31 protein-coding genes and 1 riboswitch are annotated in these 26,698 nt (G+C 41.3%); of the genes, 27 read left to right on the forward strand and 4 right to left on the reverse strand.

The features are described 5' to 3' along the window. The first annotated feature begins 9 nt into the window (after window positions 1–9). From spoVAD to lysA, 5 genes are all read left to right on the forward strand, one after another. A complete protein-coding gene (spoVAD, locus tag ACSBQP_RS02100; RefSeq protein ID WP_035390725.1) occupies window positions 10–1,026 on the forward strand; it encodes a stage V sporulation protein AD in 1,017 nt (338 codons plus the stop codon). Then, the gene (spoVAE, locus tag ACSBQP_RS02105) at window positions 1,026–1,376 is read left to right on the forward strand and encodes a stage V sporulation protein AE (protein ID WP_007501045.1); all 351 of its coding nucleotides are present in this window, start codon (window positions 1,026–1,028) and stop codon (window positions 1,374–1,376) included. The genes spoVAD and spoVAE overlap by 1 nt, the downstream gene beginning before the upstream one ends. 6 nt (window positions 1,377–1,382) lie before the next feature. After that, window positions 1,383–1,991 (forward strand): stage V sporulation protein AE, encoded by a 609-nt coding sequence (locus ACSBQP_RS02110; RefSeq protein WP_007501044.1) that lies wholly within the window; start codon window positions 1,383–1,385, stop codon window positions 1,989–1,991. Further along, entirely contained in the window at window positions 1,945–3,417 is a 1,473-nt protein-coding gene (locus ACSBQP_RS02115) for a spore germination protein (RefSeq protein WP_007501043.1), read from the forward strand. The genes ACSBQP_RS02110 and ACSBQP_RS02115 overlap by 47 nt, the downstream gene beginning before the upstream one ends. 115 nt (window positions 3,418–3,532) lie before the next feature. Continuing rightward, window positions 3,533–4,858: a diaminopimelate decarboxylase gene (lysA, locus tag ACSBQP_RS02120; RefSeq protein WP_025207565.1), complete on the forward strand. Its 1,326-nt coding sequence runs from the start codon at window positions 3,533–3,535 to the stop codon at window positions 4,856–4,858. Between the two features lie 40 nt (window positions 4,859–4,898). Here lysA and ACSBQP_RS02125 read toward each other — a convergent pair whose 3' ends face one another. Next, on the reverse strand, window positions 4,899–5,783 hold the full coding sequence (locus ACSBQP_RS02125) for a DUF1002 domain-containing protein (protein WP_008344446.1): 885 nt from the start codon (window positions 5,781–5,783) through the stop codon (window positions 4,899–4,901). 321 nt (window positions 5,784–6,104) lie between these two features. On the opposite strand from ACSBQP_RS02125, the gene ACSBQP_RS02130 reads away from it, so the two are divergent. Then, on the forward strand, window positions 6,105–6,542 hold the full coding sequence (locus ACSBQP_RS02130) for a peptidylprolyl isomerase (protein WP_008359679.1): 438 nt from the start codon (window positions 6,105–6,107) through the stop codon (window positions 6,540–6,542). A 30-nt stretch (window positions 6,543–6,572) separates the two neighbouring features. Here ACSBQP_RS02130 and ACSBQP_RS02135 read toward each other — a convergent pair whose 3' ends face one another. Continuing rightward, window positions 6,573–7,835, reverse strand: coding sequence for an MFS transporter (locus ACSBQP_RS02135; protein ID WP_435028310.1), 1,263 nt, complete (start codon window positions 7,833–7,835; stop codon window positions 6,573–6,575). A 239-nt stretch (window positions 7,836–8,074) separates the two neighbouring features. On the opposite strand from ACSBQP_RS02135, the gene ACSBQP_RS02140 reads away from it, so the two are divergent. From ACSBQP_RS02140 to ACSBQP_RS02170, 7 genes are all read left to right on the forward strand, one after another. Beyond that, window positions 8,075–8,656 (forward strand): TetR/AcrR family transcriptional regulator, encoded by a 582-nt coding sequence (locus tag ACSBQP_RS02140; RefSeq protein ID WP_017367527.1) that lies wholly within the window; start codon window positions 8,075–8,077, stop codon window positions 8,654–8,656. 200 nt (window positions 8,657–8,856) lie between these two features. Continuing rightward, window positions 8,857–9,093 (forward strand): DUF2164 domain-containing protein, encoded by a 237-nt coding sequence (locus ACSBQP_RS02145; RefSeq protein WP_017359788.1) that lies wholly within the window; start codon window positions 8,857–8,859, stop codon window positions 9,091–9,093. A gap of 234 nt (window positions 9,094–9,327) precedes the next feature. Then, window positions 9,328–9,672 carry a hypothetical protein gene (locus ACSBQP_RS02150; protein WP_008344451.1) on the forward strand — a complete coding sequence of 115 codons (345 nt, stop codon included), beginning with the start codon at window positions 9,328–9,330 and terminating at the stop codon, window positions 9,670–9,672. 114 nt (window positions 9,673–9,786) lie between these two features. After that, a riboswitch (FMN riboswitch) is annotated at window positions 9,787–9,928 on the forward strand. Between the two features lie 252 nt (window positions 9,929–10,180). Beyond that, window positions 10,181–10,831 (forward strand): riboflavin synthase, encoded by a 651-nt coding sequence (ribE, locus tag ACSBQP_RS02155; protein WP_435028146.1) that lies wholly within the window; start codon window positions 10,181–10,183, stop codon window positions 10,829–10,831. An 11-nt stretch (window positions 10,832–10,842) separates the two neighbouring features. Beyond that, entirely contained in the window at window positions 10,843–11,466 is a 624-nt protein-coding gene (ribB, locus tag ACSBQP_RS02160) for a 3,4-dihydroxy-2-butanone-4-phosphate synthase (protein WP_080934044.1), read from the forward strand. 26 nt (window positions 11,467–11,492) lie between these two features. After that, window positions 11,493–11,957 (forward strand): 6,7-dimethyl-8-ribityllumazine synthase, encoded by a 465-nt coding sequence (gene ribH, locus ACSBQP_RS02165; RefSeq protein ID WP_007501031.1) that lies wholly within the window; start codon window positions 11,493–11,495, stop codon window positions 11,955–11,957. Between the two features lie 113 nt (window positions 11,958–12,070). Next, window positions 12,071–12,424 (forward strand): GNAT family N-acetyltransferase, encoded by a 354-nt coding sequence (locus ACSBQP_RS02170; RefSeq protein WP_008344455.1) that lies wholly within the window; start codon window positions 12,071–12,073, stop codon window positions 12,422–12,424. Window positions 12,425–12,652: 228 nt separating this feature from the next. On the opposite strand, the gene ACSBQP_RS02175 is transcribed toward ACSBQP_RS02170, so the two are convergent. Both ACSBQP_RS02175 and ACSBQP_RS02180 read right to left on the reverse strand, forming a co-directional pair. Further along, the gene (locus ACSBQP_RS02175; RefSeq protein WP_017359784.1) at window positions 12,653–13,177 is read right to left on the reverse strand and encodes a DUF309 domain-containing protein; all 525 of its coding nucleotides are present in this window, start codon (window positions 13,175–13,177) and stop codon (window positions 12,653–12,655) included. Window positions 13,178–13,265: 88 nt separating this feature from the next. After that, a complete protein-coding gene (locus ACSBQP_RS02180) occupies window positions 13,266–13,358 on the reverse strand; it encodes a YjcZ family sporulation protein (protein ID WP_008359694.1) in 93 nt (30 codons plus the stop codon). A 210-nt stretch (window positions 13,359–13,568) separates the two neighbouring features. Between ACSBQP_RS02180 and ACSBQP_RS02185 the strand changes: the two genes are divergently transcribed. From ACSBQP_RS02185 to ACSBQP_RS02250, 14 genes are all read left to right on the forward strand, one after another. Further along, entirely contained in the window at window positions 13,569–14,327 is a 759-nt protein-coding gene (locus tag ACSBQP_RS02185; RefSeq protein WP_007501021.1) for a segregation/condensation protein A, read from the forward strand. Next, window positions 14,317–14,910 carry an SMC-Scp complex subunit ScpB gene (gene scpB, locus ACSBQP_RS02190; protein WP_008344462.1) on the forward strand — a complete coding sequence of 198 codons (594 nt, stop codon included), beginning with the start codon at window positions 14,317–14,319 and terminating at the stop codon, window positions 14,908–14,910. The genes ACSBQP_RS02185 and scpB overlap by 11 nt, the downstream gene beginning before the upstream one ends. A gap of 113 nt (window positions 14,911–15,023) precedes the next feature. Then, window positions 15,024–15,503 carry a YpuI family protein gene (locus ACSBQP_RS02195; RefSeq protein ID WP_435028147.1) on the forward strand — a complete coding sequence of 160 codons (480 nt, stop codon included), beginning with the start codon at window positions 15,024–15,026 and terminating at the stop codon, window positions 15,501–15,503. Window positions 15,504–15,613: 110 nt separating this feature from the next. Next, window positions 15,614–16,765, forward strand: a complete 1,152-nt coding sequence (locus tag ACSBQP_RS02200; RefSeq protein WP_212047037.1) for a D-alanyl-D-alanine carboxypeptidase family protein — start codon at window positions 15,614–15,616, stop codon at window positions 16,763–16,765. Beyond that, window positions 16,753–17,340: a nucleoside recognition domain-containing protein gene (locus ACSBQP_RS02205; protein ID WP_008344468.1), complete on the forward strand. Its 588-nt coding sequence runs from the start codon at window positions 16,753–16,755 to the stop codon at window positions 17,338–17,340. The genes ACSBQP_RS02200 and ACSBQP_RS02205 overlap by 13 nt, the downstream gene beginning before the upstream one ends. A 4-nt stretch (window positions 17,341–17,344) precedes the next feature. Then, window positions 17,345–17,881, forward strand: a complete 537-nt coding sequence (locus ACSBQP_RS02210) for a spore maturation protein (RefSeq protein ID WP_017359781.1) — start codon at window positions 17,345–17,347, stop codon at window positions 17,879–17,881. Window positions 17,882–18,015: 134 nt separating this feature from the next. Further along, a complete protein-coding gene (rluB, locus tag ACSBQP_RS02215; protein ID WP_008344472.1) occupies window positions 18,016–18,750 on the forward strand; it encodes a 23S rRNA pseudouridine(2605) synthase RluB in 735 nt (244 codons plus the stop codon). 90 nt (window positions 18,751–18,840) lie between these two features. Continuing rightward, entirely contained in the window at window positions 18,841–19,371 is a 531-nt protein-coding gene (gene resA / locus ACSBQP_RS02220) for a thiol-disulfide oxidoreductase ResA (RefSeq protein WP_017359780.1), read from the forward strand. A 1-nt stretch (window position 19,372) separates the two neighbouring features. Beyond that, entirely contained in the window at window positions 19,373–21,052 is a 1,680-nt protein-coding gene (resB, locus tag ACSBQP_RS02225) for a cytochrome c biogenesis protein ResB (protein WP_435028148.1), read from the forward strand. Next, a complete protein-coding gene (ccsB, locus tag ACSBQP_RS02230; protein ID WP_435028149.1) occupies window positions 21,036–22,214 on the forward strand; it encodes a c-type cytochrome biogenesis protein CcsB in 1,179 nt (392 codons plus the stop codon). The genes resB and ccsB overlap by 17 nt, the downstream gene beginning before the upstream one ends. 86 nt (window positions 22,215–22,300) lie before the next feature. Beyond that, on the forward strand, window positions 22,301–23,023 hold the full coding sequence (locus ACSBQP_RS02235) for a response regulator transcription factor (RefSeq protein ID WP_003215596.1): 723 nt from the start codon (window positions 22,301–22,303) through the stop codon (window positions 23,021–23,023). Beyond that, on the forward strand, window positions 23,020–24,801 hold the full coding sequence (locus ACSBQP_RS02240; protein ID WP_024718919.1) for an ATP-binding protein: 1,782 nt from the start codon (window positions 23,020–23,022) through the stop codon (window positions 24,799–24,801). Before ACSBQP_RS02235 ends, ACSBQP_RS02240 begins: the two co-directional genes overlap by 4 nt. Before the next feature lie 202 nt (window positions 24,802–25,003). Continuing rightward, a complete protein-coding gene (sigX, locus tag ACSBQP_RS02245; protein ID WP_007501006.1) occupies window positions 25,004–25,564 on the forward strand; it encodes an RNA polymerase sigma factor SigX in 561 nt (186 codons plus the stop codon). Then, complete coding sequence (locus ACSBQP_RS02250) at window positions 25,524–26,630, forward strand: hypothetical protein (protein ID WP_017367519.1); 1,107 nt, start codon at window positions 25,524–25,526, stop codon at window positions 26,628–26,630. The genes sigX and ACSBQP_RS02250 overlap by 41 nt, the downstream gene beginning before the upstream one ends. Window positions 26,631–26,698 lie beyond the last annotated feature (68 nt).

Consider the following 26,698-nt stretch of genomic DNA (forward strand, 5'->3'; position numbering starts at 1 on the left):
GAATAAAACGTGAAACTAACAGGTAAGCAATCTTGGGTATTTGAACACAAGCTTTATGTGAATGCGGAAGGAACAGCTGCAGGACCGAAAGAAAAAGAAGGCCCAATCGGTCATCTCATTGATAAAACCTATGATGAAATGCACTGTTATCAAAAGAACTGGGAAATGGCTGAAAGGCAGCTCATGGATGATGCCATATCAATGGCCTTATCAAAAGCGAATTTGCAAAAAAGTGATATTGACCTTCTGCTGGCAGGAGATTTACTGAACCAAAACGTGACAGCCAACTATGTGGCAAGAGAACTCAAAATCCCGTTTCTTTGTTTATTTGGTGCCTGCTCCACATCAATGGAATCAGTCGCCATTGCCTCAGCGCTAGTAGATGGTGGCTTTGCCAATAGAGCACTTGCTGCGACAAGCAGTCACAATGCGACGGCAGAGCGGCAATTTCGTAATCCAACAGAATATGGCGGGCAAAAACCCGATACAGCCACAAGTACAGTGACAGGGAGCGGTGCTGTCGTCATCAGCCAAGAACCTTCCAAAATTCAAATTACAAGTGCCACCGTCGGACGGGTGATGGATCTTGGGATTACAGATCCATTTGATATGGGTTCGGCTATGGCGCCTGCAGCGGCAGACACAATCAAACAACATTTAGAAGACTTAGGAAGAACAGTAGATGATTATGATCTCATCCTAACTGGAGATCTATCTGGAATTGGATCGCCTATTTTAAAGGATCTTCTGAAAGAAGATGGCATTCAGCTTGGACGGAAGCATGATGATTGCGGATTAATCATATACACACCTGATCAAAATGTATTCGCTGGAGGTAGCGGCTGTGCCTGCTCAGCTGTCGTGACATTCAGTCACATCTTTCAAGAAATGAAAGCAGGGAATTTGCAAAGAGTATTGGTTGTGGCAACCGGGGCACTTCTCAGCCCAATGATGGTTCAGCAAAAAGAGACCATTCCAACCATTGCGCACGGAGTTGTATTTGAGCGTGCAGGAGGAGAAAGCTAATGGATTATTTGATTGCTTTTGTTGCAGGCGGACTGATTTGCGTGATCGGCCAGCTTTTACTTGATGTACTGAAACTCACACCGGCACATGTCATGACGACCTTTGTTGTGGCGGGGACGATTTTAGACGGGTTTGGTATTTATGATAAATTTATTGAATTTGCAGGAGCGGGTGCTACCGTGCCTATCGTAAGCTTTGGTCATAGCTTGCTTCATGGGGCGATGCATCAGGCTGATGTCCACGGATTTATTGGAATCGGAATTGGGATTTTTGAGTTAACCTCTGCTGGAATATCAGCTGCGATTTTATTTTCATTTATCATTGCACTTATCTTTAAACCGAAAGGATAACCTAATATGGGGCAAAGACGCAAAGTCATTTTAGTGACAGACGGAGATATATATGCTGCCAAAACGATTGAGCTTGTCGCAAAGAAAGTCGGCGGAAGATGTATTTCCAGCTCAAAAGGGAATCCGAGCAAACGAACAGGACCAGAACTGGTCCAGATGATTTTAAAAACGCCGTATGACCCAGTGTTTGTCATGTTTGATGATTCTGGCTTAACAGGTGAAGGAACAGGGGAGACGGCGATGAAGCACGTAGCACGTCACCCTGAAATTGAAGTGATTGGCGCCATTGCAGTGGCATCTAAAACCCATCAAGCGGAATGGACAAAGGTACATGTCTCCATTGACCGGGAAGGTGAACTGACAGAATACGGCGTTGACAAACATGGACTTCCAGAAATGGAACCACACAAAATGAGTGGAGATACAGTGTATTGTCTCGATTCACTTCAGCTTCCGATTGTTGTCGGCATTGGAGATATTGGCAAGATGGGACGGAAAGATGATCTAAGCAAAGGGTCCCCCATCACAATGAAGGCAGTCGAATTAATTTTAGAAAGGAGCGGTTTCCATGAAGAAAGACAAGGTGCACGTGTACCGAGATCCGAAGAAAAATGAAGATTTTTTCAAAGACAATGTCGGGATGGGTCTCAGCTTTGACCTTGGCGTTCGGAAAATTTATGTCCATGATCAGGAAATCCAGCTTTACTATGTAAATGGATTATGTGATACACAATATGTGATCTATTTATTAAAAGAACTGATTGAAATCAATGATAACGAACCTGAATCAGATGATCTTGCACGTGTGGTAGAAAACCGTCTTGTCAATCAGCAAGTCTCAAAAGTTGAAACGCTTGATGAAGCAGTGGATCAAGTGTTGTCTGGACTTGTGGCAGTCGTTGTCGAAGGTGAAAATTACGCATTTATTATTGACGTCAGGAGCTACCCTGGCAGAATGCCGGAGGAACCGGATACAGAAAAGGTTGTCAGAGGTGCAAGAGACGGCTTTGTTGAAAATATCATTGTGAACACAGCACTCATTCGCAGAAGAGTGCGGGATGAAAAACTGCGATATAAAATGCTTAAAGTAGGTGAGCGTTCTAAAGCGGACGTCTGTGTTTGTTATATTGAAGACATAGCTGACCCTGATCTTGTTGATATTATCGAAAAAGAAGTGTCTGGGATTAAAGTTGACGGACTGACGATGTCTGATAAAACAATAGAAGAATTTATCATTAAGCAAGGATATAATCCCTTCCCGCTTGTGCGATACACCGAGCGCCCAGATGTAGCCGCTAACCATATATTAGAAGGGCATGTCATCATCATTACGGATACATCTCCTAGTGTCATCATTACACCAACCACTATTTTTCATCATGTTCAACATGCTGAAGAATACCGCCAGGCGCCAGCAGTTGGGACTTTTTTAAGATGGGTGCGTTTTTTAGGCATCTTATGTTCTACTTTTCTTTTGCCGATCTGGTTTCTTTTTATTCTAGAACCGAATCTTCTGCCAGACAATCTAAGCTATATTGGATTTAACAAACCTTCTCATATTCCTGTCATTCTCCAAGTATTCCTTGCTGATTTTGGGGTGGAATTTTTACGAATGGCGGCGATCCATACGCCGACCGCCTTGTCGACTGCCATGGGCTTGATTGCGGCCGTTTTAATTGGACAAATCGCGATTGATGTCGGTTTATTTACACCAGAGGTCATATTATACGTCTCGCTAGCAGCTATCGGCACATTCACCACTCCAAGTTATGAACTGAGTGTCGCTAATAAAATTATCCGACTGATCATATTAGCACTAGTAGCGATCTTTAAGCTGAATGGACTGATCATCGGTTTTACGCTGTTACTTATTTATTTAACATCCATTCGTTCCTTACAGACGCCTTATATGTGGCCGTTTATTCCTTTTAATGGAAAGGCTTTATGGCAAGTGCTCATTCGGACGTCTGTTCCTGGCTCAAAAGTAAGGCCAAGCATCGTTCACCCTCAGAACAGATCAAAAATTCCGCCAAATTCTTAACGCTCGTTGAAAGTGGCTGAAGATTGTGATATTGTATTTTTAACTTTGAGAAACGGCAAAAGGCAGCTTGTGCAGCTGTCTTTTTTCAGCCGAGGCGGAGAAAGAGGGAATGACATTGTATTTACACGGCACTTGCAGACAAAATGAACTCGGACATTTAGAAATTGGTGGTGTTGATGCCGTTTCTTTAGCTGAAACGTATGGGACACCACTTTATGTATATGATGTGGCTTTAATACGGGAGCGTGCAAAAAGCTTTCAGAAAGCATTTATTGAAGAAGAACTAAAAGCTCAGGTGGCATATGCGAGTAAGGCGTTTTCTTCTATTGCCATGTTCCAACTGGCAAAAGAAGAAGGCTTATCACTTGATGTCGTTTCAGGCGGGGAGCTGCACACAGCCATTTGTGCCGGGTTTCCAGTAGAAAAAATTCATTTCCATGGTAACAACAAAAGCAGAGAAGAATTAAAGATGGCATTAGCGCATGGAATCGGCTGTATTGTTGTTGATAATTTTTATGAAATCAACCTCATTGAACAGCTTGGTCAAGAGCTGTCAAAACAGGTGAAAGTACTCCTCCGCATCACGCCGGGTGTTGAAGCACATACGCATGACTATATTACAACAGGTCAAGAAGATTCAAAATTCGGTTTTGATCTTCATAATGGACAAGCAGACGAAGCAGTCAAACAAGTACTTGAATCAGAAGTGATCGAGCTCTTAGGTGTTCATTGTCATATCGGCTCACAAATTTTTGATACGGCTGGTTTTGTCCTTGCGGCAGATAAGATTTTCTTGAAGCTAGATGAATGGAGAGAATCATTTGGCTTTATTTCCACAGTGCTGAACTTAGGCGGAGGTTTTGGTATCCGTTATACAGAAGAGGATGAGCCACTGCCTGCGACTGAATATGTGGAGAAAATTATTCAAGCGGTGAAAGAAAATGTAGCCCGCTATGAATTTGAGATGCCTGAAATTTGGATTGAGCCAGGCCGCTCACTTGTTGGAGATGCGGGAACCACTCTTTATACGATCGGCTCATCCAAACATGTACCTGGAATTCGCGATTATGTAGCCATTGACGGCGGAATGAGTGATAACATTCGACCTGCTTTATATCAAGCAAAATATGAAGCAGCGAGCGCCAATAAAATGAGCCAAACGCATGATCAAACGGTGTCCATTGCAGGGAAATGCTGTGAGAGTGGAGATATGCTCATTTGGGATATTGATCTGCCAGAGTTATCACAGGGAGACTTATTAGCTGTCTTTTGTACAGGAGCTTATGGCTACAGCATGTCAAACAACTATAACCGCATCCCGCGCCCGGCTGTAGTATTTGTAGAAGATGGGGAAGCGCAGCTTGTCGTTGAGCGTGAGACATATGAGGACATTGTCAAATTGGATTTACCTTATCAATCAAAAGTGAAATCATCGACTTAAAAAAAGCTGCCTGATCATCAGGCAGCTTTTTCTATGACATTTATTTTCCACCAGTAAATACAGAGACGATCGCGTTCCAAATAGAGACAAAGAAATCCCAAATCTTCTGTAGAAGGTTTTTCCCTTCATCTGATTCTATGAATTTTGTAATCTTGTCTTTTGCTTTATCAATTTGAGATCCGACTTGTTTCCAATCGATATTGATATTTTTCATTTTATCGAAGAGAGAGACAAGTTGATCTTTTTGGTCCTGCGTTAGATTTAAGTTCAAATCAGAAGCGGCTTGATCTACTTTTTCTTCCACTTCTTTTGTTGTTTTAGGAACTCCGTTTTTGGCAATGTCATCTTTGATTTTTGCAATCAGAGCAGAAGCATTGTCTTTTCCAATAGAGTCTCCAAGTTTCGATGTTGTTACAAGCTCTTCGTTTGCCACCTGTTTCACATCTTCAGGAATGGCTTTGTCGCTTGACACTTCATAGGCTTTTAATAGACCTGTCAGTGCTGCTGTACCAGATACTTCAAACGGCGCCGTCACGACAACCTTTGCATCTTTCACGCCTGCGGTCATTAAAGCATTTAAATACATCTCATCTGTAATGGTCTTAATGTTATGTGTATCCACAGTCAGACCCGTACCTGATTTTTCAATGGTGATGGATGAAGATGATAATGCTCTCGTCCCGATAGAAGAACGAGGGATATACTTTCCTAAATATTCATGCTCTTCTTTATTGGTTACTTCAATTTTTGTCGCATTTTCAGGTGGATTCAACTCGTCAAGCACCTTCTGGCGATCAGCCGGTGTTAAGTCTTGCCCGAGTGTGACGATGACATCGCCGACAGCTGCATCCGCTAAGCTGACTTTTGGCGCACCAATCAGTAAAAGGAGCGCTGCCATCATACCAAGCATTGTTTTTTTAAACATGTTGACCTCCTTCAAGTCGAAAGCGTTTCTCGATGGTGAGAAACTCATCTTTTGAGTACATGATTTGAATCGTACTCCATCATATAGACGTAACAAATCAGTCTGACGTTTCAATTATCTTTTAAAGATGTTTGAAACCTCCAATATGATGAAGTGTTTTGATCAGTCTGTGATCATTTCCTTAGGAGAAAAGGATCAAGCTCTTTTATTTTATCAATGTTGGCAAAAGAGGTAAATCACATTAGGTAAGCAGGGGATGTTTAACATGACCGAAAATGTGCTATAATGAGCGTTGTTTAACCTGAAAGGAGAATGTGAAAAATGGCGAAAAAAGGATACATACAATTAACGAATGGAAAGAAAATTGAGTTTGAACTTTACCCAGAGGCTGCTCCAGGTACAGTAGCAAACTTTGAAAAATTAGCGAATGAAGGCTTCTACGATGGATTGAAATTCCACCGCGTGATCCCTGGGTTCGTAAGCCAAGGCGGCGATCCAAACGGTAATGGAACTGGAGGACCTGGTTACACAATTAAATGTGAAACAGAAGGAAACCCTCATCAGCACGAGAGAGGTTCATTATCAATGGCACACGCTGGTAAAGACACTGGCGGCAGCCAATTCTTTATCGTACATGACCCACAGCCGCACTTAAACGGTGTTCACACTGTTTTTGGTAAAGTAACATCTGGTATCGAGGCTGTTCTTGACATGGAACAAGGTCAAGGGATGGAAAAAGTCGAAGTTGTCGATGCTTAATCCATTAACACCGCTTAATTGCGGTGTTTTTTATTTTAAATCTGATGTTCCTGTGATCTGTGCCGTGAAGCGGTAGGTGATCATCCAATATAAAAGGGCTAAGGCGCTGATAGAGGCTCCAAATAGACATACCCCATTCCAGCCAGCGTTTGCGTATATGTTAGTTGATACAATAGAACCGAGCGCACTGCCGAGGGAATAAAAAATCATATAAGCAGCAGTCAGCCGGCTTCTCGCCTCAGGCCGGACTGTGAAAATCATACTTTGATTGGTCACATGAACGGCCTGCACAGATAGGTCAAGAATGACGATACCAACGATTAATAAAATGAGGGAATATTCAGTGAAAAAAATAAAACACCATGAAAAGAGTAATAGGACAAGGGCGATGCACGTTGTTAACTGTCCTAAGCCTCGATCAGCAAGGCTTCCAGCTCGAGCGGCACCTAATGCTCCGGCAACTCCAGCAAGGCCAAATGCACCAATCGCCGTATGTGACAGATTGTATGGCGTAGTGCTGAGAGGCAGCACAAGTGAAGTCCACAGCGTGCCAAACACAACAAAGATCAGAAAACCCAGTACGCTACGAATACGTAGAATTCGTTCTTGTCTGAACAATATAAACATTGAAGCGAGCAAGTTCACATAGGATATGGAGACTCTCTTGCTCTCAGCACGAGGAAGATACCGGTACAACACCCCAGTTATGATCAGCATCATCACGCCGGAAACGAGATAGACTGATCTCCAGCCGGCGAGATCGCTTAGTACACCAGCAAACGTTCGTGCGAGAAGAATACCAATCACAATTCCACTTTGAACCAAGCCTACTATGCGGCCGCGTTCTTCAGGAGCGGCCCATGTCGCTGCGAATGCTACGAGTACCTGAGTGACTACAGCAAGCAGTCCCACCGCAGCTAGTCCTATGAACAGGACGGTGGCGGTAGGGGCGATACCGACTAGAATGAGAGATAATACGGATACTAGCATTTGAGCTACGATGAGTCGCCGTTGGTTGAACAGATCACCAAGTGGTACGATCAGTATCAGTCCTAGCGCATAACAAAGCTGAGTAATCGTAATGACCATACCAACGGATGAATAGCTGATACCAAACTCGGATGCGAGGGAGTCTAATAATGGCTGTGCAAAGTATATGTTTGCAACTGCCATCCCGGAGGCTGTCGAAAACAGTAGAGCCATATTGCGAGTCATCGTTGATCGGGTGGTTATTTGTAAATGAGTCGTTTCCAGATCAGAATGTTCAACGGCATTCATTTTTTCTTTTTTCATGCATGTCATCAGCTCCTTTTGTACTAAAAAGTATAATATACTGATCGGTATAAAATGATTCCTGTTAAGGATAACCAGAGAAACGTTTTAAAGTCAAGATGATGTAGTGAAGATCTAGTCAATTTGACAATGATATGTCAATAAAATAAAATGATAATATACCGATGAGTAAAAAACGTTATAAGAAATAGATGATTGATTTAGTGAAGAGATTTTTATGATAGAAATGAGGGTTGATAATGGTTCGACAACGGGAATTTGATGAGGAAAAAGCGTTGGATGAGGCCCTGTTGCTTTTTTGGGAGAAGGGGTACAGAGCCACTACATTAAGCGACTTAACTGCAAAAATGGGAATACAGCGGCCAAGCTTATACTCAGCGTTCGGTGATAAAGAGGAATTGTTTGAAGCAGCATTACGCAAATATACAACTCAGCATGCTGCCCACATTCGAACCAAACTTCAAAACAATCTATCTGCAAAGGAAGCATTTCATACATTATTTGCTGAATTAGTAGAAGAGGAATATGGACATGGGCCGAGTAAAGGGTGCTTCTGCATCAATACAATAGTCGAGCTTGCCCCCCACGAAGAGAAATTTGAAATTCTCACAAGAGAGCATCAGATGTATCTTTCGGTCATTTTTGAAGAAAAAATTGTACAAGGTATTCGCTCGGGTGAGCTCGAAAGCAGTCTGAATGCCAAAGCCTTAGCACAGGCATTGGTTGTTTCTTTTATTGGACTTACAGTTCTCATGAAATCTCGCCCAGAGCGTTCATTTGTAGATCATTCTGTGGCGACGATCCTATCCATATTGAAATAAATAGTCTATATAAAGAAAGCGTATTTTGATCAATTGATTAAAACACGCTTTTTCTTTTAGGGTGTGATGGACACGTTTTTGTGATATGATAAGAGAACAAACATTCGTATTCGTGAGTGTCACCATATGCAGCTCTAAAAATAAGTGAAAGTGCACATCTAAAAAGCGTGTGATCATGCTGAAAGAAAGCAGGAGATACTTTGAAACCATTAACAAAAGAAGAAAAAAACCAGATGATGATTGCTATTCAGCGTTACTTTGCCGAAGAACGAGAAGAGGAGATTGGTGAATTAGCAGCCATCAATATATTAGAATTTATCACAAAACATCTTGGAAGCTACTATTATAATCAAGGGGTTCGTGACAGCCGAAATATCGCTGTTCAAAGATCTCAATTGTTAGAGGAAGATCTATTCGCACTAGAGAAAAGAATATAATCAAAAAGCTCGTCTATCTTATTCACCCTGCTAACAGATAAAGAGGAAAAAAGACCCCCTTAATAAAGAACGCATATTCGTATCATATGTAATGATGAAAAGGTGGAACCAAAAGTCCATTTGAATCGTTATATAAGTAACCATTAATGAAAATCAGCTTTTTTGGTTTTATTTCATCAAAAGAAGGAATAGAACATACAAATAGGCGAAGTGCAGATGATGGAGGTTCTAAATATGGGGAAAATCAAATTAAAAATCGCAATCTTATTTGTTTTACTGCTTTGTTTAGGCGCAGGTTATTTATACATGAATGGTATGAAAATTGAAGATGTGCCAACAGCCATCGGCGAAAGCTTAACGAATAATGACAAAGATTACACAATCTATGAATATACCATTACAAAAATTGATGGTGATGAGTATTACGGTCAAGCCAAAAATGGCACGAAAATCATTTTTAATGGAAAGAAATTTGAAGATGATGTGGCCGATCTGAAAAAAGGCGATCGTATTAAAGCATACTTTAGTAATGAAAAAAGAATAGACGGTCTTATAAAAGTAGTAAAAGTCGTCAATTAACAAGTCTCCTTTCCTATAAGGAGGCTTTTTTTATGAACAGGTGAATAAATCTTGATTGTTGCATTTGACCACAAGGATCGCTATAATAGCCCCTAAGGACAGCTAAATATCGATTGTATCCTTCGGGGCAGGGTGAAAATCCCGACCGACGGTAATAAAGCAAATGCTTTACAGCCCGTGACCCGTTAATTTATTAACGGTTGATTCAGTGAGAAGCTGAAGCCGACAGTGAAAGTCTGGATGGGAGAAGGATAACGAAAGCTATGTATGAACAAAAAATAAGTGTTGATCATAGTTTTATTTCTAATGCAAAAAAACCACAGCCCCGGAATTTTTCCGGGGCTTTCTGTATGTCAATATAGTCATCGCATGCAGTGTTTATTAGGTGATCCCTCATTTACCTTGTATGGACCATAAAAAGCGACGAAGGTGTTCAATCGATCACATGTCCCAAACATCGCTTTTTCATAAAGTGAGAAATACAAAAGAAAGAGAAAGGGAGGATCACATGTTTACGGGGATTATTGAAGAAGTGGGTACAGTCCAGTCATTGATCAAAAGGTCCGCAGATGCCATGGAAATCATCATCAAGTGCAGTCGTGTACTAGAAGATGTTCACCTAGGCGATAGTATCGCCATCAATGGCGTTTGTCTCACTGTCACAAGCTTCACAAAAGAACAGTTTGCGGCAGATGTGATGCCTGAGACGGTCAAAGCGACATCACTTGATCAGCTTGCACCAGGTAGCCAAGTGAATTTAGAGCGAGCGATGTCATCAAATGGACGATTCGGCGGTCATTTTGTTTCAGGCCATGTTGATGGAACGGCTGTGATTACCCATGTAGAAAAGAAGAGTAATGCCATTTACTATGATTTGAAAATGGACAAGACCCTCACAGATATGCTTACAAAAAAGGGATCGATCGCAATAGACGGCGTCAGCTTGACTATTTTCGATTTGCGAGATGCTCACGTGACAGTTTCTATCATTCCACATACGCTTGAAGGAACTATTTTCCCGACTAAATCTATGGGGGATGTAGTAAATATTGAATGTGACATGATCGGTAAATACATTTATCGCTTTTTAACAAAAGAGCAAAACGAAAAGCAGCCATCACGATTAACCCCATCATTTTTAAAAGAGCACGGATTCTAGGAGGCGATTGTATGTATCATTCAGTTGATGAGGCAGTAAATGCCCTGAAACGAGGAGAAATCATTATCGTAGTAGATGATGAAGACAGAGAAAATGAAGGAGACTTTGTGGCACTTGCTGAGCATGCAACGCCGGAAGTCATTAACTTCATGGCTTTACATGGAAGAGGTCTTATTTGCACACCAGTTCATGCTTCGATTGCAAAACACTTGGATCTGCATCCTATGGTCGAGCGAAATACGGATGCACATCATACAGCATTTACAGTAAGCATCGACCATACGTCAACAACAACTGGTATAAGTGCTTTTGAGCGCTCAACGACCATTTTGGCCATGTTAAATAAAGAGTCAAAACCAGAAGATTTTGCCCGCCCAGGTCATGTTTTCCCTCTTATTGCGAAAGAGGGAGGCGTAGTAGAAAGACCAGGTCATACAGAAGCGGCCATTGATCTTGCTAAACTTGCGGGTTCAGTGCCAGCGGGTGTCATATGTGAAATTATGAATGCAGATGGAACCATGGCCCGCGTACCCGAACTGCAAAAAATTCAAAAAGAACACGATTTAAAGATGCTAACGATTGAAGCATTGCAGGCATATATAAACAAGCAAACAACGACAATGAAAACAAAATAAAAATCACAAAAAAGGATGATGAACATATGAATACAATACAAGGGAATGTAGTAGCAGAAGGATTAAAGTTTGGAATCGTCGTCGCTAGATTTAATGATTTTATTACAAGCAAACTACTAGACGGAGCAGAAGATACATTGCTTAGACACGGAGCAAACGGTGACGATATTGATGTCGTGTGGGTGCCGGGGGCTTTTGAAATTCCGTATATGGCAAAAAAACTAGCAGAAACAAAAAAATATGATGCAGTCATTACACTTGGAACCGTGATTCGCGGGGCAACATCACATTACGATTATGTTTGTAATGAAGCGGCTAAAGGAATCGCACAAAGTGCCATCTCAACAGGGGTGCCGATTATCTTTGGTGTACTGACAACAGAATCTATTGAACAAGCCATTGAAAGAGCCGGTACAAAGGCTGGAAATAAAGGCAGTGAATCGGCTGCAGCTGCTATTGAAATGGCCAACCTAAATCGAACGTTTCGTTAATTTGATGAAAAAGAGTTTAAAAACAACCTAAAAGTGTTTATAATGTGTGATGAGCAAGTGATTCATAAGACATTTGCTGGAAAATAGGATAATTTTAATATTGAGGGGTATATATGTTAATTCGTTACAAGAGGTCTTTTGAAAAAATTGCCATGGGACTCCTGTCCTTTATGCCGGGTGAGAAAGACGTCAAACAGCTTCAGCAGACGATAAAGTCGTATGAAATGGATGAAGATCGGCAGCTGTTCCTTTGGAAAGATGGTGAGGATATCGTCGGTGCGATTGGTGTGCTGAAAACAGACGACCAAGTACAAATCGAACATATTAGTGTCAATCCGTCCCATCGTGACCAAGGCATCGGCAAGGAAATGGTATTAGCCGTGGAAGAAGTATTCAAAACGAAAACACTCATTCCAAATGAATTAACGCAAGGCTTCTTTCATAAGTGTCACAGTGAAACAAACTAAATATCACACATGTAAAAGCAGAGGTTATATGCCTCTGCTTTAGATTGTTGACAAAGGGCTAAAATGAACTTGATTTTAGCCCTTTGTCTTCTTTTTTTTCAGCGTGATAGAAAACCTTTGCAGTCTAGGAAGGACGAGTACTGGAGCGGAGCGAATTCGATATTCGTGAGCACCGGCACGCAGGACTGACACCGAATGCGAGGGTTTGCCTACACGCTGAAGCAGAGGTTATATGCCTCTGCTTTTTTTACGTTCCATCTGCTTTTCACGTTCAAGCAATACGTCCGTCCGATCACGCAGTCTATGCTTTTCAATTAAGAATGTATGGGATAAGTTGCTCTCCTGTCCGAAGGTTAAGCCTTCTTTTTGGGCCATCTCTTGGCATAAAGAAAGAAGCGTTTCATCTCGGATTGGCAGCATCACACTTTCGTAGGGCATGTCTTCATCGATTTTCTTTTTCAGTGTTCTCAGCAGCAAAAGAAATGCCTCTTCATCAAGACCTAATTCTGTTAGTATGTTCCGGTCCGAATCTAATATATGAAGGCTGTTTGAAATCAGCCGTTTTGCTCCTTTTCCATTCCCTCGTCTTTGATGATACAAAGCAACAGCAAGCTGAATGAGACCCACCCAGTACTTTTTGCGCTGATGAGGAGGATCTTCTTTCCAAAATTCTTCAAGAATTTCATGACACTCAAAATAATCTCTTGTCGTATGAAATTCATGTAAAAAAGCCACGTACGCTTTAGGATACACAGCGGTCAACTCCTTTTCCACTATCAGTCTAACATACCGAAAAGAAAAGAAGAAAGAGCGCCCCTTTATGAAAGGACGCTCTGTTTCTTTAATAAACCCAAGCCGCGCCAACGATGATCAGCAAGATGAACAGCACAACAATAAGCGCAAATCCTCCGCCGAAGTAATAACCATCTCCCATAATGTTACGGCCTCCTTTTTCATCAGTTCTGATTACAATGGTATTCTATGTATAAATGCCCTCATTGGTATGGGCGAATCCACTGTTTTTCTTTTTTTGCCTGCTGCCTCATGGTCGAAATTATATTGGACGAGAGCTTTATCGTGTCTTATACTAAAGGTTAGCCGATGAAAACGGTACTTAGAAGACAGTAGAAATGGTGAGAAAAGAATGCTGGAATATCAGGTGAAAATAGATTCGTTTGAGGGTCCTTTGGACTTGCTTTTACATTTAATTAACCGTTTGGAAATTGATATTTATGATATTCCCGTCGCTAAAATTACGGAGCAGTATTTATTATATGTCCACACGATGAGGGAGCTTGAACTTGATGTTGCAAGTGAGTATTTGGTGATGGCTGCAACTCTCCTCAGCATTAAAAGCAGAATGCTTCTTCCAAAACAAGAGGAAGAGCTGTTTGATGAAGACCTGATGGAAGAAGAAGAGGACCCTCGTGATGAGCTGATTGGCAAATTAATTGAATACCGCAAGTATAAAAATGCAGCGCAAGAACTGAAGGAACGTGAAGAAGAGCGGCAAAACGCCTTCACAAAACCACCAAGTGATTTAAGTGAATTTGCAAAAGAAGCAGAAGCGAAGGACACAAACTTACACGTCACGGTGTATGATATGTTAGGTGCGTTCCAAAAGGTATTGAACCGCAAAAAAATAACAAAACCAGCACCATCAAAGATTACAAGACAAGAAATCCCGATTGAAGACAAAATGAATGAGATTATGAACCATTTAAGAAAAACAAAAAAGCGGACCAATTTCATGACTTTATTTCAACATGATCAAAAGGAACACCTTGTCGTGACGTTTCTTGCTGTTCTCGAATTGATGAAAAGCCATCAAATCATGCTGGAGCAGGAAGGAAACTTTGAAGATATTTATATCATAGGGAGTGAAACGATTCATGACGCTTGATATCGTGAATTGGAAAGCCATCTTAGAAGCGCTGCTATATGCAGCAGGTGACGAAGGCTTAACAAGAAAACAGCTCATGTCTGTTCTTGAAGTTGATGAGGCAGCGTTGCTTGATATTATGTCTGCCGTAAAGGAAGAATATCAAAAACAAGAACGAGGGATTGAGCTTATTGAATATGCAGATTCATATATGCTGCTGACGAAAAAAGAATACAGCGTATATTTAAAAAAATTAGTAGAGACACCATCTAAAGGTTTGTCACAGGCAGCGCTAGAAGTGCTCGCCATTGTCTCGTATAAACAACCGATTACACGCAGCGAAGTCGAGGAGATCAGAGGCGTTAAATCAGAACGAGTGCTGCATAGTTTAGTGGCCAAAGCACTGCTCTGTGAAGTAGGACGTGCCGATGGACCGGGACGAGCGATCCTTTATGGGACAACACCTACCTTTTTAGAGCAATTTGGTTTAAAAGCCTTAGATGAATTACCGCCACTTCCAGAGAATGTGGAAGCAGATGGGGTGCAAGAAGAGGCTGATCTCTTTTTTGAAAACTTCAATCAAACATTTGAAGAGATAAAATAGTTCAAAATAAGGAAAAATGTATGATAAAATATAACAGAGATTTTAGGTCTAAAACCTTTGTTTGAAAGATAAAATGGTGACAAAGCCATGAGGGGAAGGTAAACACGAAACAAATGGCACATATGAATGTAAAGGCTCAAGTTGATCAAGCAGGCGTTTTTTTATCAAAGGTTGCAGTTGAAGTGAATGATTTTCTGAACGAAGCTACCTTATCAAGCTTGAAACGATTAAACCCGGAAGCGGAAGCCTATTATTGTGACATATTAAGTACATTGCGGAAGCTTGCAGTTTATAGCGAGGATGCCGCGGCGGTTTGCAGGAAAATCGGGCAGCAGCAGACATTCCCGCAGCAAGCCGCACAGCAGACGCTTCATCGTATTTATCATCAATGTATTGAAGAATTTTTTACACCAAAAAAGGATACATGGTATGAAGATAGCCGCTCAGCCTACACAGGAAAAAGCTGCATTGTTTTCCATTATGAAGTATCGGCTGAGGTCAAACGTTTGTTTTCTTCATTAGAAAAAGATTTTTTAACGATGAGAGAAGAGCTGGAATATACAACATCTCATCAGCAAATGAAAATGGTATAAAGAAGACAAGGCAACTCTCACATGAGAGTTGCTTTTTTTTATGGACGAGGCATCATAACTTTTTCAGCCGCGCATACACTTGTACAAAACGGACAAGGACGTGAATGAACATGCCCTATTTAAAAATTGGAACAGCAGTCCTTCTTCTATTGACACTCTTACTGCCTTTTTCCTCACACGCTCAAGCAGACATTTCATTATCGGTGAGTGCGAGAAGCGCCATTTTAATAGATGGACAGTCAGGCAGAGTCCTATTTGGAAAGGACGAGCACGAAAAAAGAAGAATCGCCAGTATCACAAAAATTATGACGGCTGTATTAGCCATTGAATCAGGAAAAATGAACGACATGGTCAAAGTGTCAAAACGTGCGATTCAAGCGGAAGGTTCTTCGATTTATTTAAAGGAAGGACAGAAGGTGAGTTTAGAAGACTTGACATACGGGCTCATGCTGCGCTCTGGAAATGATGCAGCTGTTGCCATTGCAGAACATGTTGGTGGTAGCTTAGAAGGCTTTATTTTTATGATGAACCAAAAGGCCTCTGAACTAGGCATGGAGAATACAAATTTTCAAAATCCGCATGGACTCGATGATCATAAAAACCATTATTCATCAGCTTATGATATGGCGATCTTAACGAAGTACGCCATGAAGCATCAGCAATATCAAAAAATTGCCGGTACCACCTTTTATAAAGCAAAAACAATCGAAGGTTATTGGAAAAATAAAAACAAGCTGCTCACTGGTTTGTATCAATATTCGACTGGAGGGAAGACAGGATATACAAAACTTGCAAAACGCACACTTGTCTCCACAGCTGCAAAAGGAGATGCTGCGCTCATTGCTGTGACGATTAATGCACCGGATGATTGGAAGGATCATATCTCAATGTTTGAGTATGCATTTGATCACTATAAAACGTATGTGCTTGCTGAAAAAGGCAGGCTCGCTTCGTTAAAAGGGACTTTTTACGAAAAAAAAGCGTTTATTAAGCGGGATGTGGACTATTTTCTAAATGAGGATGAGAAAAAACTAGTGGAAATCGAAACGGAAATGCTGACGCCTGAAAAGAAATGGGAGAAAAACAAAGAAGCGATCCCAGATGTAGTAGGGAAAATGACGTTCTTACTCGATGGTCAGGTGATTGAGCAAGTCCCGATTTTTTATGAAAACAAACACAACCGAATGCCTCAAAAAAGCTTTCAAGAAATGTTTAAGTCTGTCTTTCAGACATCGATAGGCGGATCTTCATGGTCAATCTGATCTGGGTATTCCTCACGGTCATCGGTCTTGTCTATGCAATGTTTAACGGAACGATGCATGAAGTGAATGAAGCGGTCTTTAAAGGATCAAAAGAAGCGGTCACCATTTCAATTGGGTTGATTAGTGTTCTTGTATTCTGGCTAGGATTGATGAAGATCGCAGAAGAAGCGGGGTTGTTACATTTCTTTAGTAAATTATGCCGGCCCTTTATCTCAAAGCTATTTCCTGAGATTCCTGCGAATCATCCAGCGATGGGGTATATTTTGTCCAATCTCATGGCAAATTTCTTTGGCCTTGGCAATGCTGCCACTCCACTTGGGATTAAGGCGATGGAGCAGATGAAAGTATTAAATGGGGGAAAAAATGAGGCGAGCCGGTCTATGATCACTTTTTTAGCAGTCAATACATCTTCTATCACACTTGTGCCAACGACTGTCATTGCCATTCGTATGACCTATGGCGCAGATCAGCCAACAGATATTGTAGGCCCAACCATTTTGGCGACACTTATTTCAGGTATCGGTGCGATTATGATTGATCGCTATTTCCACTATCGCAGAAGCAGGCGGGGGTGATCTTGTGGCATTTATTAACTGGCTGTCACTTGCTTTGATTCCACTGATCATCGCAGGAATATTGATTGCAGGGACGATTAAAAAAGTACCCACGTACGAAACATTTGTAGAAGGCGGGAAAGAAGGCATTCAAATTGCCTTTTCAATCATTCCATATTTAGTCGGTATGCTAGTCGCCATTACAATTTTCCGAGCATCAGGTGCACTTGATTTTGTCATGGAGTTATTAAAACCTGTGTTTACAGCGATTGGTGTTCCTACAGAAGTGGTGCCGCTTGCGCTTATTCGTCCTATATCAGGAACAGCGGCGCTTGGTATGACATCAGACTTAATTGCGACTTATGGTCCAGATTCTTTTATCGGCAAGCTTGCCGCCGTTATGCAAGGGTCAACGGATACGACCCTTTATATTTTAACCGTCTATTTTGGAGCAGTTGGTATTAAAAAAATGGGAGATGCACTGAAAGTGGGGCTGCTTGCAGACCTGATTGGGATCATTGCATCGATTATTATCGTCAGTTTGTTATTTAGCGGCGCCTAATCAGGTGCTTTTTTTATTTCATGGATGGAAAACAGCTTTTTTGTTGAAATTAGACAGATGAAACGCTTATTTTTCCACGAATGCTTGTTTGTTTCAAGCCAAGCAAGTAAGATAGTACATGAGGTGAAAGACAAATGGAACGTTTACAGAAAGTAATTGCCCATGCCGGCGTCGCTTCTAGACGAAAGGCTGAAGAATTAATTAAAGAAGGACGAGTTACCGTTAATGGTGAAACAGTGACAGAGCTCGGAGTAAAGGTGGGCTCTTCAGATAAAATTGAAGTCAATGGCTTAAAGCTTGAAAGAGAAGAACCGGTTTACTTTATGCTTTATAAACCGCGCGGCGTCATTTCAGCTGCCGAGGATGATAAAGGACGCAAAGTCGTGACAGACTTCTTTGATGATGTTCCGCAGCGTCTGTATCCAATCGGCCGGTTGGATTATGATACGAGCGGTTTAATTTTGATTACAAATGATGGCGAATTTGCCCATAAGCTCATGCATCCGAAATATCAAATTGATAAAACGTATGCAGCGAAACTAAAAGGCATCCCTTCAAAAGAATTGCTTAGAAAGTTAGAAAAAGGAATCATGTTAGACCATAAAAAAACAGCACCTGCCCGTGCCAAAATGCTCTCGATTGATAAACGAAAGCAAACTTGTATTGTGCAATTAACCATTCATGAAGGCAGAAACAGACAGGTTCGCCGCATGTTTGAAGCAATCGGCCACGACGTTTTAAAACTCAAAAGAGAGCAATATGCTTTCCTTCATATTGAAGGCATGAGACCAGGAGATCGCAGAGAATTGACGCCGCATGAAGTAAAACGTCTGAGAGCGATTGCGGATCATGGGAAAAGCGCTTTTTAATTTTCACATAAACTTCAAAAAATGAAGAAGCATCAAAAGAAGGAGAATGCTATAATTTACCTGAATGTCTATGGGGAAGGGGTACTTCAGATGAAGAAAAGACGATTTTTCATACGGACGGGCATTCTCCTCGTGATGCTTGCTGCACTATGTTATACGATGTATAACTCAGTATTTGCCAAACAGGATCAAATCAAAGAAGGATCTATTGCGCCTAACTTTGTCCTTCAATCGGTAGATGGGGAACGGATTGAACTAAAGGACTTAAAAGGCAAAGGCGTCTTTCTCAATTTTTGGGGTACATGGTGCGGTCCATGTAAGCAGGAATTCCCTTATATGGCAAATCAGTATGAAGTGTTCAAGGATCGCGGTGTCGAAATTGTTGCCGTGAATGTGGGGGAATCCAATATTGCTGTGAAGAATTTTATGGATGCTTATGGCGTGAATTTTCCTGTTGCCATGGACAAAGATCGTCAAGTGACAGAGGCATATGATATTACGCCGCTGCCAACCACATTTTTAATTAATCCTGAAGGCAAAGTAATCAAAGTCATAAAGGGGACGATGACAGAACGTAATGTCTATGAATATATGAATTTGATTAAACCAAAGGGGTCATAGAATGAAAGAGGTAAAGTGCGAGTGTGGACATATTAATCCAATCGGTACTGTTCTATGTGAATCATGCGGGAATACCATTGCAGCAAAAGAGAAAAATTCATCAAAGCTGCTTGATATGAGATATGACGGCAGTGCAAGACGCTCGCAAACATACAACAAAACGATTGTTGATAAAGTATGGAACTTTTTTTCTTCCGTAAAAGTGGGTGTGTGGCTCATTGTCATCACACTGTTAGCTTCTTCGCTAGGAACTATTTTTCCGCAGGAGCGGTTTATTCCGCCAGGTGCATCAGCTTCCACTTATTATGAGGAGCAATATGGGTCGTTTGGCAAGTTATATTACATCCTTGGATTCCATGATCTTTATAATTCTTGGTGGTTTTTAGCCCTTGTCGCATCTATCGGAATTTCCCTTGTGATTTGCAGCCTTGATCGAGTGATTCCACTTTATCGTGCACTCAAAAATCAAGGGGTTGTCAAAAAAGAAGGTTTTATGAGAAGGCAGCGTCTTTTCAGTGAAACAAATCAAACATTAGATCAACATACATATGAAGGCATCCTTAGTAAGATGAAACAAAAGCGTTACCGCGTACGAGAAGAAGATGGACATATTTTAGCTGAAAAAGGCCGCTTTTCCCGCTGGGGACCTTACGTCAATCATATTGGATTAATTATATTTCTCATGGGCTCCATGCTTCGGTTTGTCCCGGGAATGTACGTGGATGAAACATTATGGGTAAGAGAAGGCGAAACGGCACCAATCCCAGGGACGGGAGGTCAATACTTCTTAAAGAATAATGCGTTTTCAATTGACCGCTATGAATCTGAAAAAGAAAAAGAAGTCTTTGAAAATGCGATTGAAAAGGCTGGCGATGGTCAAGTCGTCAAAAGTTATAAAACCGATGCCGTTTTATACAAACGTGAAGGGGAAGTTGTATTTGGTGAAAAGCCAAAGCTAAAGCAGGTAACAGAACACGATATTAAAGTGAATGAACCGCTTAAGTTTGACAATTTCTCATTATATCAAGTGGATTTTAAACAAAATGAACTCGATCAAATGGTCTTTCAGCTGATTCGAAAAGATACTGAGAAATCTTTCGGAACAGTGAAGATTAATCTGCTGGAGCCTAAGTCAGAATATGATCTTGGTAGCGGTTACAAAGTCAAGGTGATGAGTTATTTGCCTGATTTTTATTTTGACGAAGATGGCACACCTAGTACGAAAACGAGGAATCCGAATAATCCTGCGTTCGTATTTGAAATGACCTCTCCTGAAAAACCAAAAGGTGAAAAAAGTTTTGTCGCGATTCAAGAGACAGTAGAGGGTTCTGATAACAATCTTTATAAAATGAAATTTGACCGGGTTGAAACAAAAAACGTGACAGGTTTAACGGTTCGAAAAGACTTAACACTCTGGGTACTTATTGTTGGCGGAATCATCTTTATGATTGGTGTCGTACAAGGGATGTACTGGCAGCATAGAAGAATCTGGCTGTCGGTAAAGGATGGAAAAGTATTTGTGGCAGGACATACAAACAAAAACTGGTTCGGCTTAAAGTCTGATCTCAAGGTGTTACTGCACGGCAGTGGCATCAAACAGCCAGTGGATCAAAAAGAACTGCCTGATACAACAAGTATCAGCAAAAGCAAGGGGGAAGGATTAGATGGCGGCAGTCAGTGAAAACCTGTTATTTGCAGCTTTTCTATTTTATTTAGCGGCAGTTCCTTTTTTTGGAGGGGCCATTAAAGGAAAAAAGAAAGAAGAGGGTCCGCGCAAAAATAAGGCGGCACTTATCGGCATAACGCTCACCATCATTGGTTTTTTGAGTCAATTTGGCTATTTTATTTCAAGGTGGATCGCGTCTGGTCACGCACCAGTCAGTAATCTGTTTGAATTCACCACAGCCTTTGGCATGATGCTGGTGCTCGCATTTATTATTTTATATTTTGTCTATCAAGTGTCTGTGCTAGGTTTATTCACACTTCCAATCGCTTTATTAATCATTGCTTATGCAAGCATGTTTCCATCGGATATTTCACCGCTGATTCCTTCGCTTCAAAGTAATTGGCTATATATTCACGTCACGACAGCAGCGCTTGGTCAAGCCATTTTAGCGATCAGTTTTGTGGCAGGTGTGATTTTTCTTTTGAAGCATGTCGATCAAACAAAACCGGGGAAGAAAACCTTTGGCTTAGAGCTGGTCATGTTTATGATTGTGGTCACCCTTGTATTTATCGCTGTCACGTCCATCTTTAGAATGACAGGGTATGAAGCGAAATTTAATTGGGTAGATAAAAATAAAGAAGAGAGCGTCATGGTCTATGAGCTTCCTGCTTTAGTAGGACCTCATAAAGGAGAACTTATCACAAAAGATCGTTTAGAGCCTGCGGTTGATCTGCCGCCTGTTTTTTCAGGTAGAAAGGTGAATACAGTGCTGTGGTCATTTGGCGTTGGGCTGATTATTTATGGACTGCTAAGATTGATCATTCGCAAACGACTAAGTGCGCTGCTTCAGCCGCTCGTAAGACAGGTGAATCTCGATTTAGTCGATGAAATTGGATACAGGGCTGTTTCCATTGGTTTCCCTGTATTTGCGTTAGGCGGTCTTATTTTTGCGATGATCTGGGCACAAATTGCATGGACGAGATTCTGGGGATGGGACCCGAAGGAAGTATGGGCTTTAATTACATTTTTATTTTACGCCGCCTATCTCCACCTTCGGTTATCACGAGGCTGGCATGGTGAAAAGTCCGCTTGGCTTGCTGTAATCGGATTTGCGATCATTATGTTTAACCTTATCTTTGTCAACCTAGTGATTGCGGGGCTTCATTCTTACGCGTAATCGCATGAAAAAGGCCAACTTTTATGATTCGATTCGGCTTTTTGTTAAAATGTATGTAACAACGGAGAAAGCAGGAGGATTGTCTAATGGAACACACAACTCAAACGAAAATATTAGTCGTCGATGATGAGGCAAGAATTCGTCGCCTTTTAAAAATGTATTTAGAACGGGAAAATTATGAAATTGATGAAGCAGAAAATGGGGATGAAGCCATTCAAAAAGGACTTCAAACCGATTATGACCTCATTTTGCTTGATTTAATGATGCCTGGGACAGATGGGATCGAAGTGTGTAATCAAATCCGAGATAAAAAAGCCACACCAATTATTATGCTGACAGCAAAAGGTGAGGAAGCCAACCGTGTGCAAGGTTTTGAGGCAGGAACGGATGATTATATCGTCAAACCTTTCAGTCCGCGTGAAGTGGTTCTTCGTGTGAAAGCACTGTTAAGAAGATCGTCTCAAACGTCATATCTCAATACTGGAACAACCACAAAAGATGTTCTTGTGTTTTCTCATCTATCCATTGATCATGATGCACACCGGGTCACAGCAGATGGAAAAGAAGTCAGCCTCACGCCGAAAGAATACGAACTTTTGTATTTCTTGGCAAAAACGCCGGATAAGGTCTATGACAGGGAAAAGCTTCTCAAAGAAGTGTGGCAGTATGAATTCTTTGGGGATCTGAGAACAGTGGATACTCACGTCAAAAGGCTTCGCGAAAAACTAAATAAAGTGTCACCAGAAGCAGCGAAAAAAATCGTGACAGTATGGGGTGTCGGGTACAAATTTGAGGTCGGCGCTGAATGAAGCTGTGGAAAAGTGTCGTAGGAAAGCTATGGTTAACCATTCTTTTCCTCGTGCTCATTGTTTTATCGATTTTAACTGTGCTTCTTTTAGAGTTCATTGAGAATTACCATGTGGAAGAAGCAAAGTCTGATTTAACACAAATGGCCAACAAAGTAGCAGTCATTTTAGAAAGCCATGAGGATCAATCGCTTGCAAGATCGATTACATCAGAACTAGCTGATAAATTGACAAGTATCGCGATTGTTCAAGAGGATGGACTAGAATGGTATTCGTCTGAAAAAGGCGGGAAGCTTCCTGCGATCACAAAAGAACAAATTGAAGCAGACAAAGATTTGAACAGGGCACTGACAGAACGAAAAAAAATCAGTAAACGAGCTGAATCTGATACAGGCAATCAGAAGGATGAACGCATTGTAGTAGGTGTTCCTTACGAGGCGAACGGAAAGAAAGGGATGGTCTTTCTTTCTCAATCCCTCCTCGCTGTAGAGCAGACGACAAAACATACGACGCGTTATATCTTCCTCGCAGCCGGAATTGCGATTGTGCTCACCACGATTTTCGCTTTCTTCTTATCCACTCGTGTCACCTATCCTCTTAGAAAGATGAGGGAGGGAGCACAAGATTTGGCGAAAGGGAAATTTGATACAAAGATTCCTATTTTAACCCAAGACGAAATTGGGGAACTGGCGATCGCCTTTAATCAAATGGGTAAGCAGCTTAAATTTCATATAACTGCTTTAAATCAAGAAAAAGAACATTTGTCCAACATTCTCAGCAGTATGGCAGACGGTGTCATCACGATCAATATTGATGGGACGATCCTCATGACAAACCCTCCTGCAGAAAGATTCTTGCAGGCTTGGTATTACGAGCAAAATATGAAGATCAAAGATGGGGATGAACTGCCGCCGGAAGCGCGTGAATTGTTTCATACTGCCGTCAGTACGGAAAAAGAGCAAATGATCGAAGTCACGCTGCAAGGGCGTACTTGGGTTCTTCTCATGTCTCCGCTTTATAACCAGCAAGATGTCAGAGGGGCGGTAGCGGTACTTCGCGATATGACAGAAGAGAGAAGACTGGATAAGCTAAGAAAAGACTTCATTGCAAATGTCAGTCATGAACTCCGTACACCTATTGCTATGCTTCAGGGCTATAGTGAAGCGATTGTCGATGACATTGCCGGATCAGAAGAGGAAAAGAAAGAGATTGCCCAAATTATCTATGATGAATCACTTCGAATGGGTCGTCTTGTGAATGATCTTCTCGATCTCGCACGTATGGAAGCTGGTCATATTACACTGAATCTTGAATCAACTGATACAGAAGAGCTGACTGAAAAAATCTACCGTAAATTCCTTGGAATTGCGAAAGAAAAACAAATCAACCTGACGTATGAAATTCAAGTAGAAGAACCGTATTTTGTATTTGATCCAGATAAAATAGAACAGGTTTTTACAAATCTCATCGATAATGCCATTCGTCATACACCAGAAGGCGGAGAAGTTCACTTCTCAGTTCAATCGGTGGAAAATGGGCTCAAGATGGATGTGAAAGATTCGGGAAGCGGCATTCCTGAAGAGGATCTCCCGTTTATTTTTGAACGGTTCTATAAAGCAGATAAAGCAAGAACAAGAGGACGTTCCGGTACGGGGCTGGGCCTTGCGATTGTGAAGAACATCGTAGAAGCGCATCAAGGCTCCATTCATGCACATAGTAAGGCTGGAACAGGTACTCACTTCACTTTCTATATTCCGAAAAAAAAGCAGGAACTCGTCTAATCTTGACGAAGAATCTTGTTACATGAGAAACACTTCTTTTCGAAAGAAAATGAAGTGTTTTTTCTATTTTCATATTTTTAAGGAGAAGTTAAACAAAAAGCCCTTTCCAAATTGTCGATCTTGTAATATATTTGTCATAAAGTTGTAATGTAACGTTTTGTGAGAGTCACTCGACAAAAATAAGTGAACGGAGGGGTTTCCTATGCATGAAACCTTTCAAAAAATATATGATTCGTACCATCAAGATTTGTACCAATTTTTATTTTATATGGTAAAAGATAAAAATCAGGCAGAGGATCTCGTGCAGGAGGTTTACATTCGGGTACTTCACTCATATAAAACTTTTGAAGGAAGAAGCAGCGAGAAAACATGGCTGTTTTCAATTGCAAGGCATGTGGCAATTGACTGGTTTCGCAAACAGCAAACCATCAGACAACGGGTGCTCGGCACGTTTGATTGGGATAAACAGGATGTAAAAGATCCAGACCTGCTCCCAGATGAATTGGCTGTACAGGATGAAAATATCAAAGAAATTTATGCCGCACTTGATCATTGCACCATTGATCAACGAGCCGTCATCATTTTAAGGTTTATCCAAGGCTACTCAATCATGGAGACGGCCAAGGCGCTAAAGTTCTCGGAAAGCAAAGTCAAAACAACGCAGCACCGAGGCCTGAAAGTGCTCCGAAAACATATGGAGCTTTTGAAGGAGGAGCTAGTGAATGAAAACGAACAGGTCCAATTGGAGCGAAGAACGAATTAAAGTATTACTCAGTCAGCTTCCAAAGGTGGAGGACAACCGTTCATCTAAGCAGATTTACCAGCAAATGCTGATGGCAAGCGGGAAGAAAAAGAAAAGTGCCAGATGGATCGGTCCAGCGGTCGCAACCGTTGTGGTCTTATTTATGGCGTTTTTGATTTCTCCTCATTTATTTCAGCCGGCTGCTCAAGATATAAAGAAAGTGAAAATGGACTCGAGTGCTGAAAAAGGACAGGTGAATGCTACATTAGAGGCGGTAAAAAACACAAATGATCCTTCACATGTTGCTTATGCATCTGACAAAGAAAAGTATATGACGATTTCATACATAGATGAATCGACTTCTCAAGTTGTCCCAATCAGTATTCAAAAAGAAAATAAGCATGACGATGTGCAGGCGCTTCTTGATACATATGAAAAACTGGAGCTGCCTGAAATGACAAAACCTCTTCAAGCCTATATGGATATGGTGGATGTGAGTGAAAAAGGAGACACACTGATTTTTCAGCTGAAAAATGATTTGTCTCTTGATACATTAAAAGAAGCCAACCGTTTTAAAGACATGGTCAAAGAAACGTTAAAATGGAGCCAATATAAACAAGTACAGGTCAAGTCTGTCAATGGCTCGCACCTTCAATTAGGGACGAATGGCCGTCTTGGTACCATTTCAATTAATAAACAAACAAAGCACGCTTACTACGTTTTAGAAAATAAGAGCGGGACATTTTTGGTGCCGTCAAAAGATGATTATCCTTCTTATAAAGATGCGGTAGAGGCGATGAAGCGGGCGAATGATGCAGGACTCGATCCACTCATTAAAGAAGAGCCTATTCAAAAGGTGACATCAAAAGGAAAACATGCAACCATCACGTTTGGAGCATCAGCACAATTAACGGACTCAATTGATCATATTTTACTTATTGAAGGACTGCTGCTCACAGCGAAAGATTTCGGTTTTACAGATGTCACGATACAAAATGCAGGAACAGATCAAGTAGGCCCATATGAATTAAAAGAACCGCTAGAGGTACCGGCACTGCCAAACCCAGTTGTTATCAAAGAACGCTAAAGGACGCAACTTATTGCGTTCTTTTTTCATGTATAGAAAAGGGCTTCCTTGAGGTATACTAAGCTGTC

This window comes from Bacillus sp. G402 (assembly GCF_051172515.1).
Lineage (GTDB): Bacteria > Bacillota > Bacilli > Bacillales > Bacillaceae > Bacillus > Bacillus altitudinis.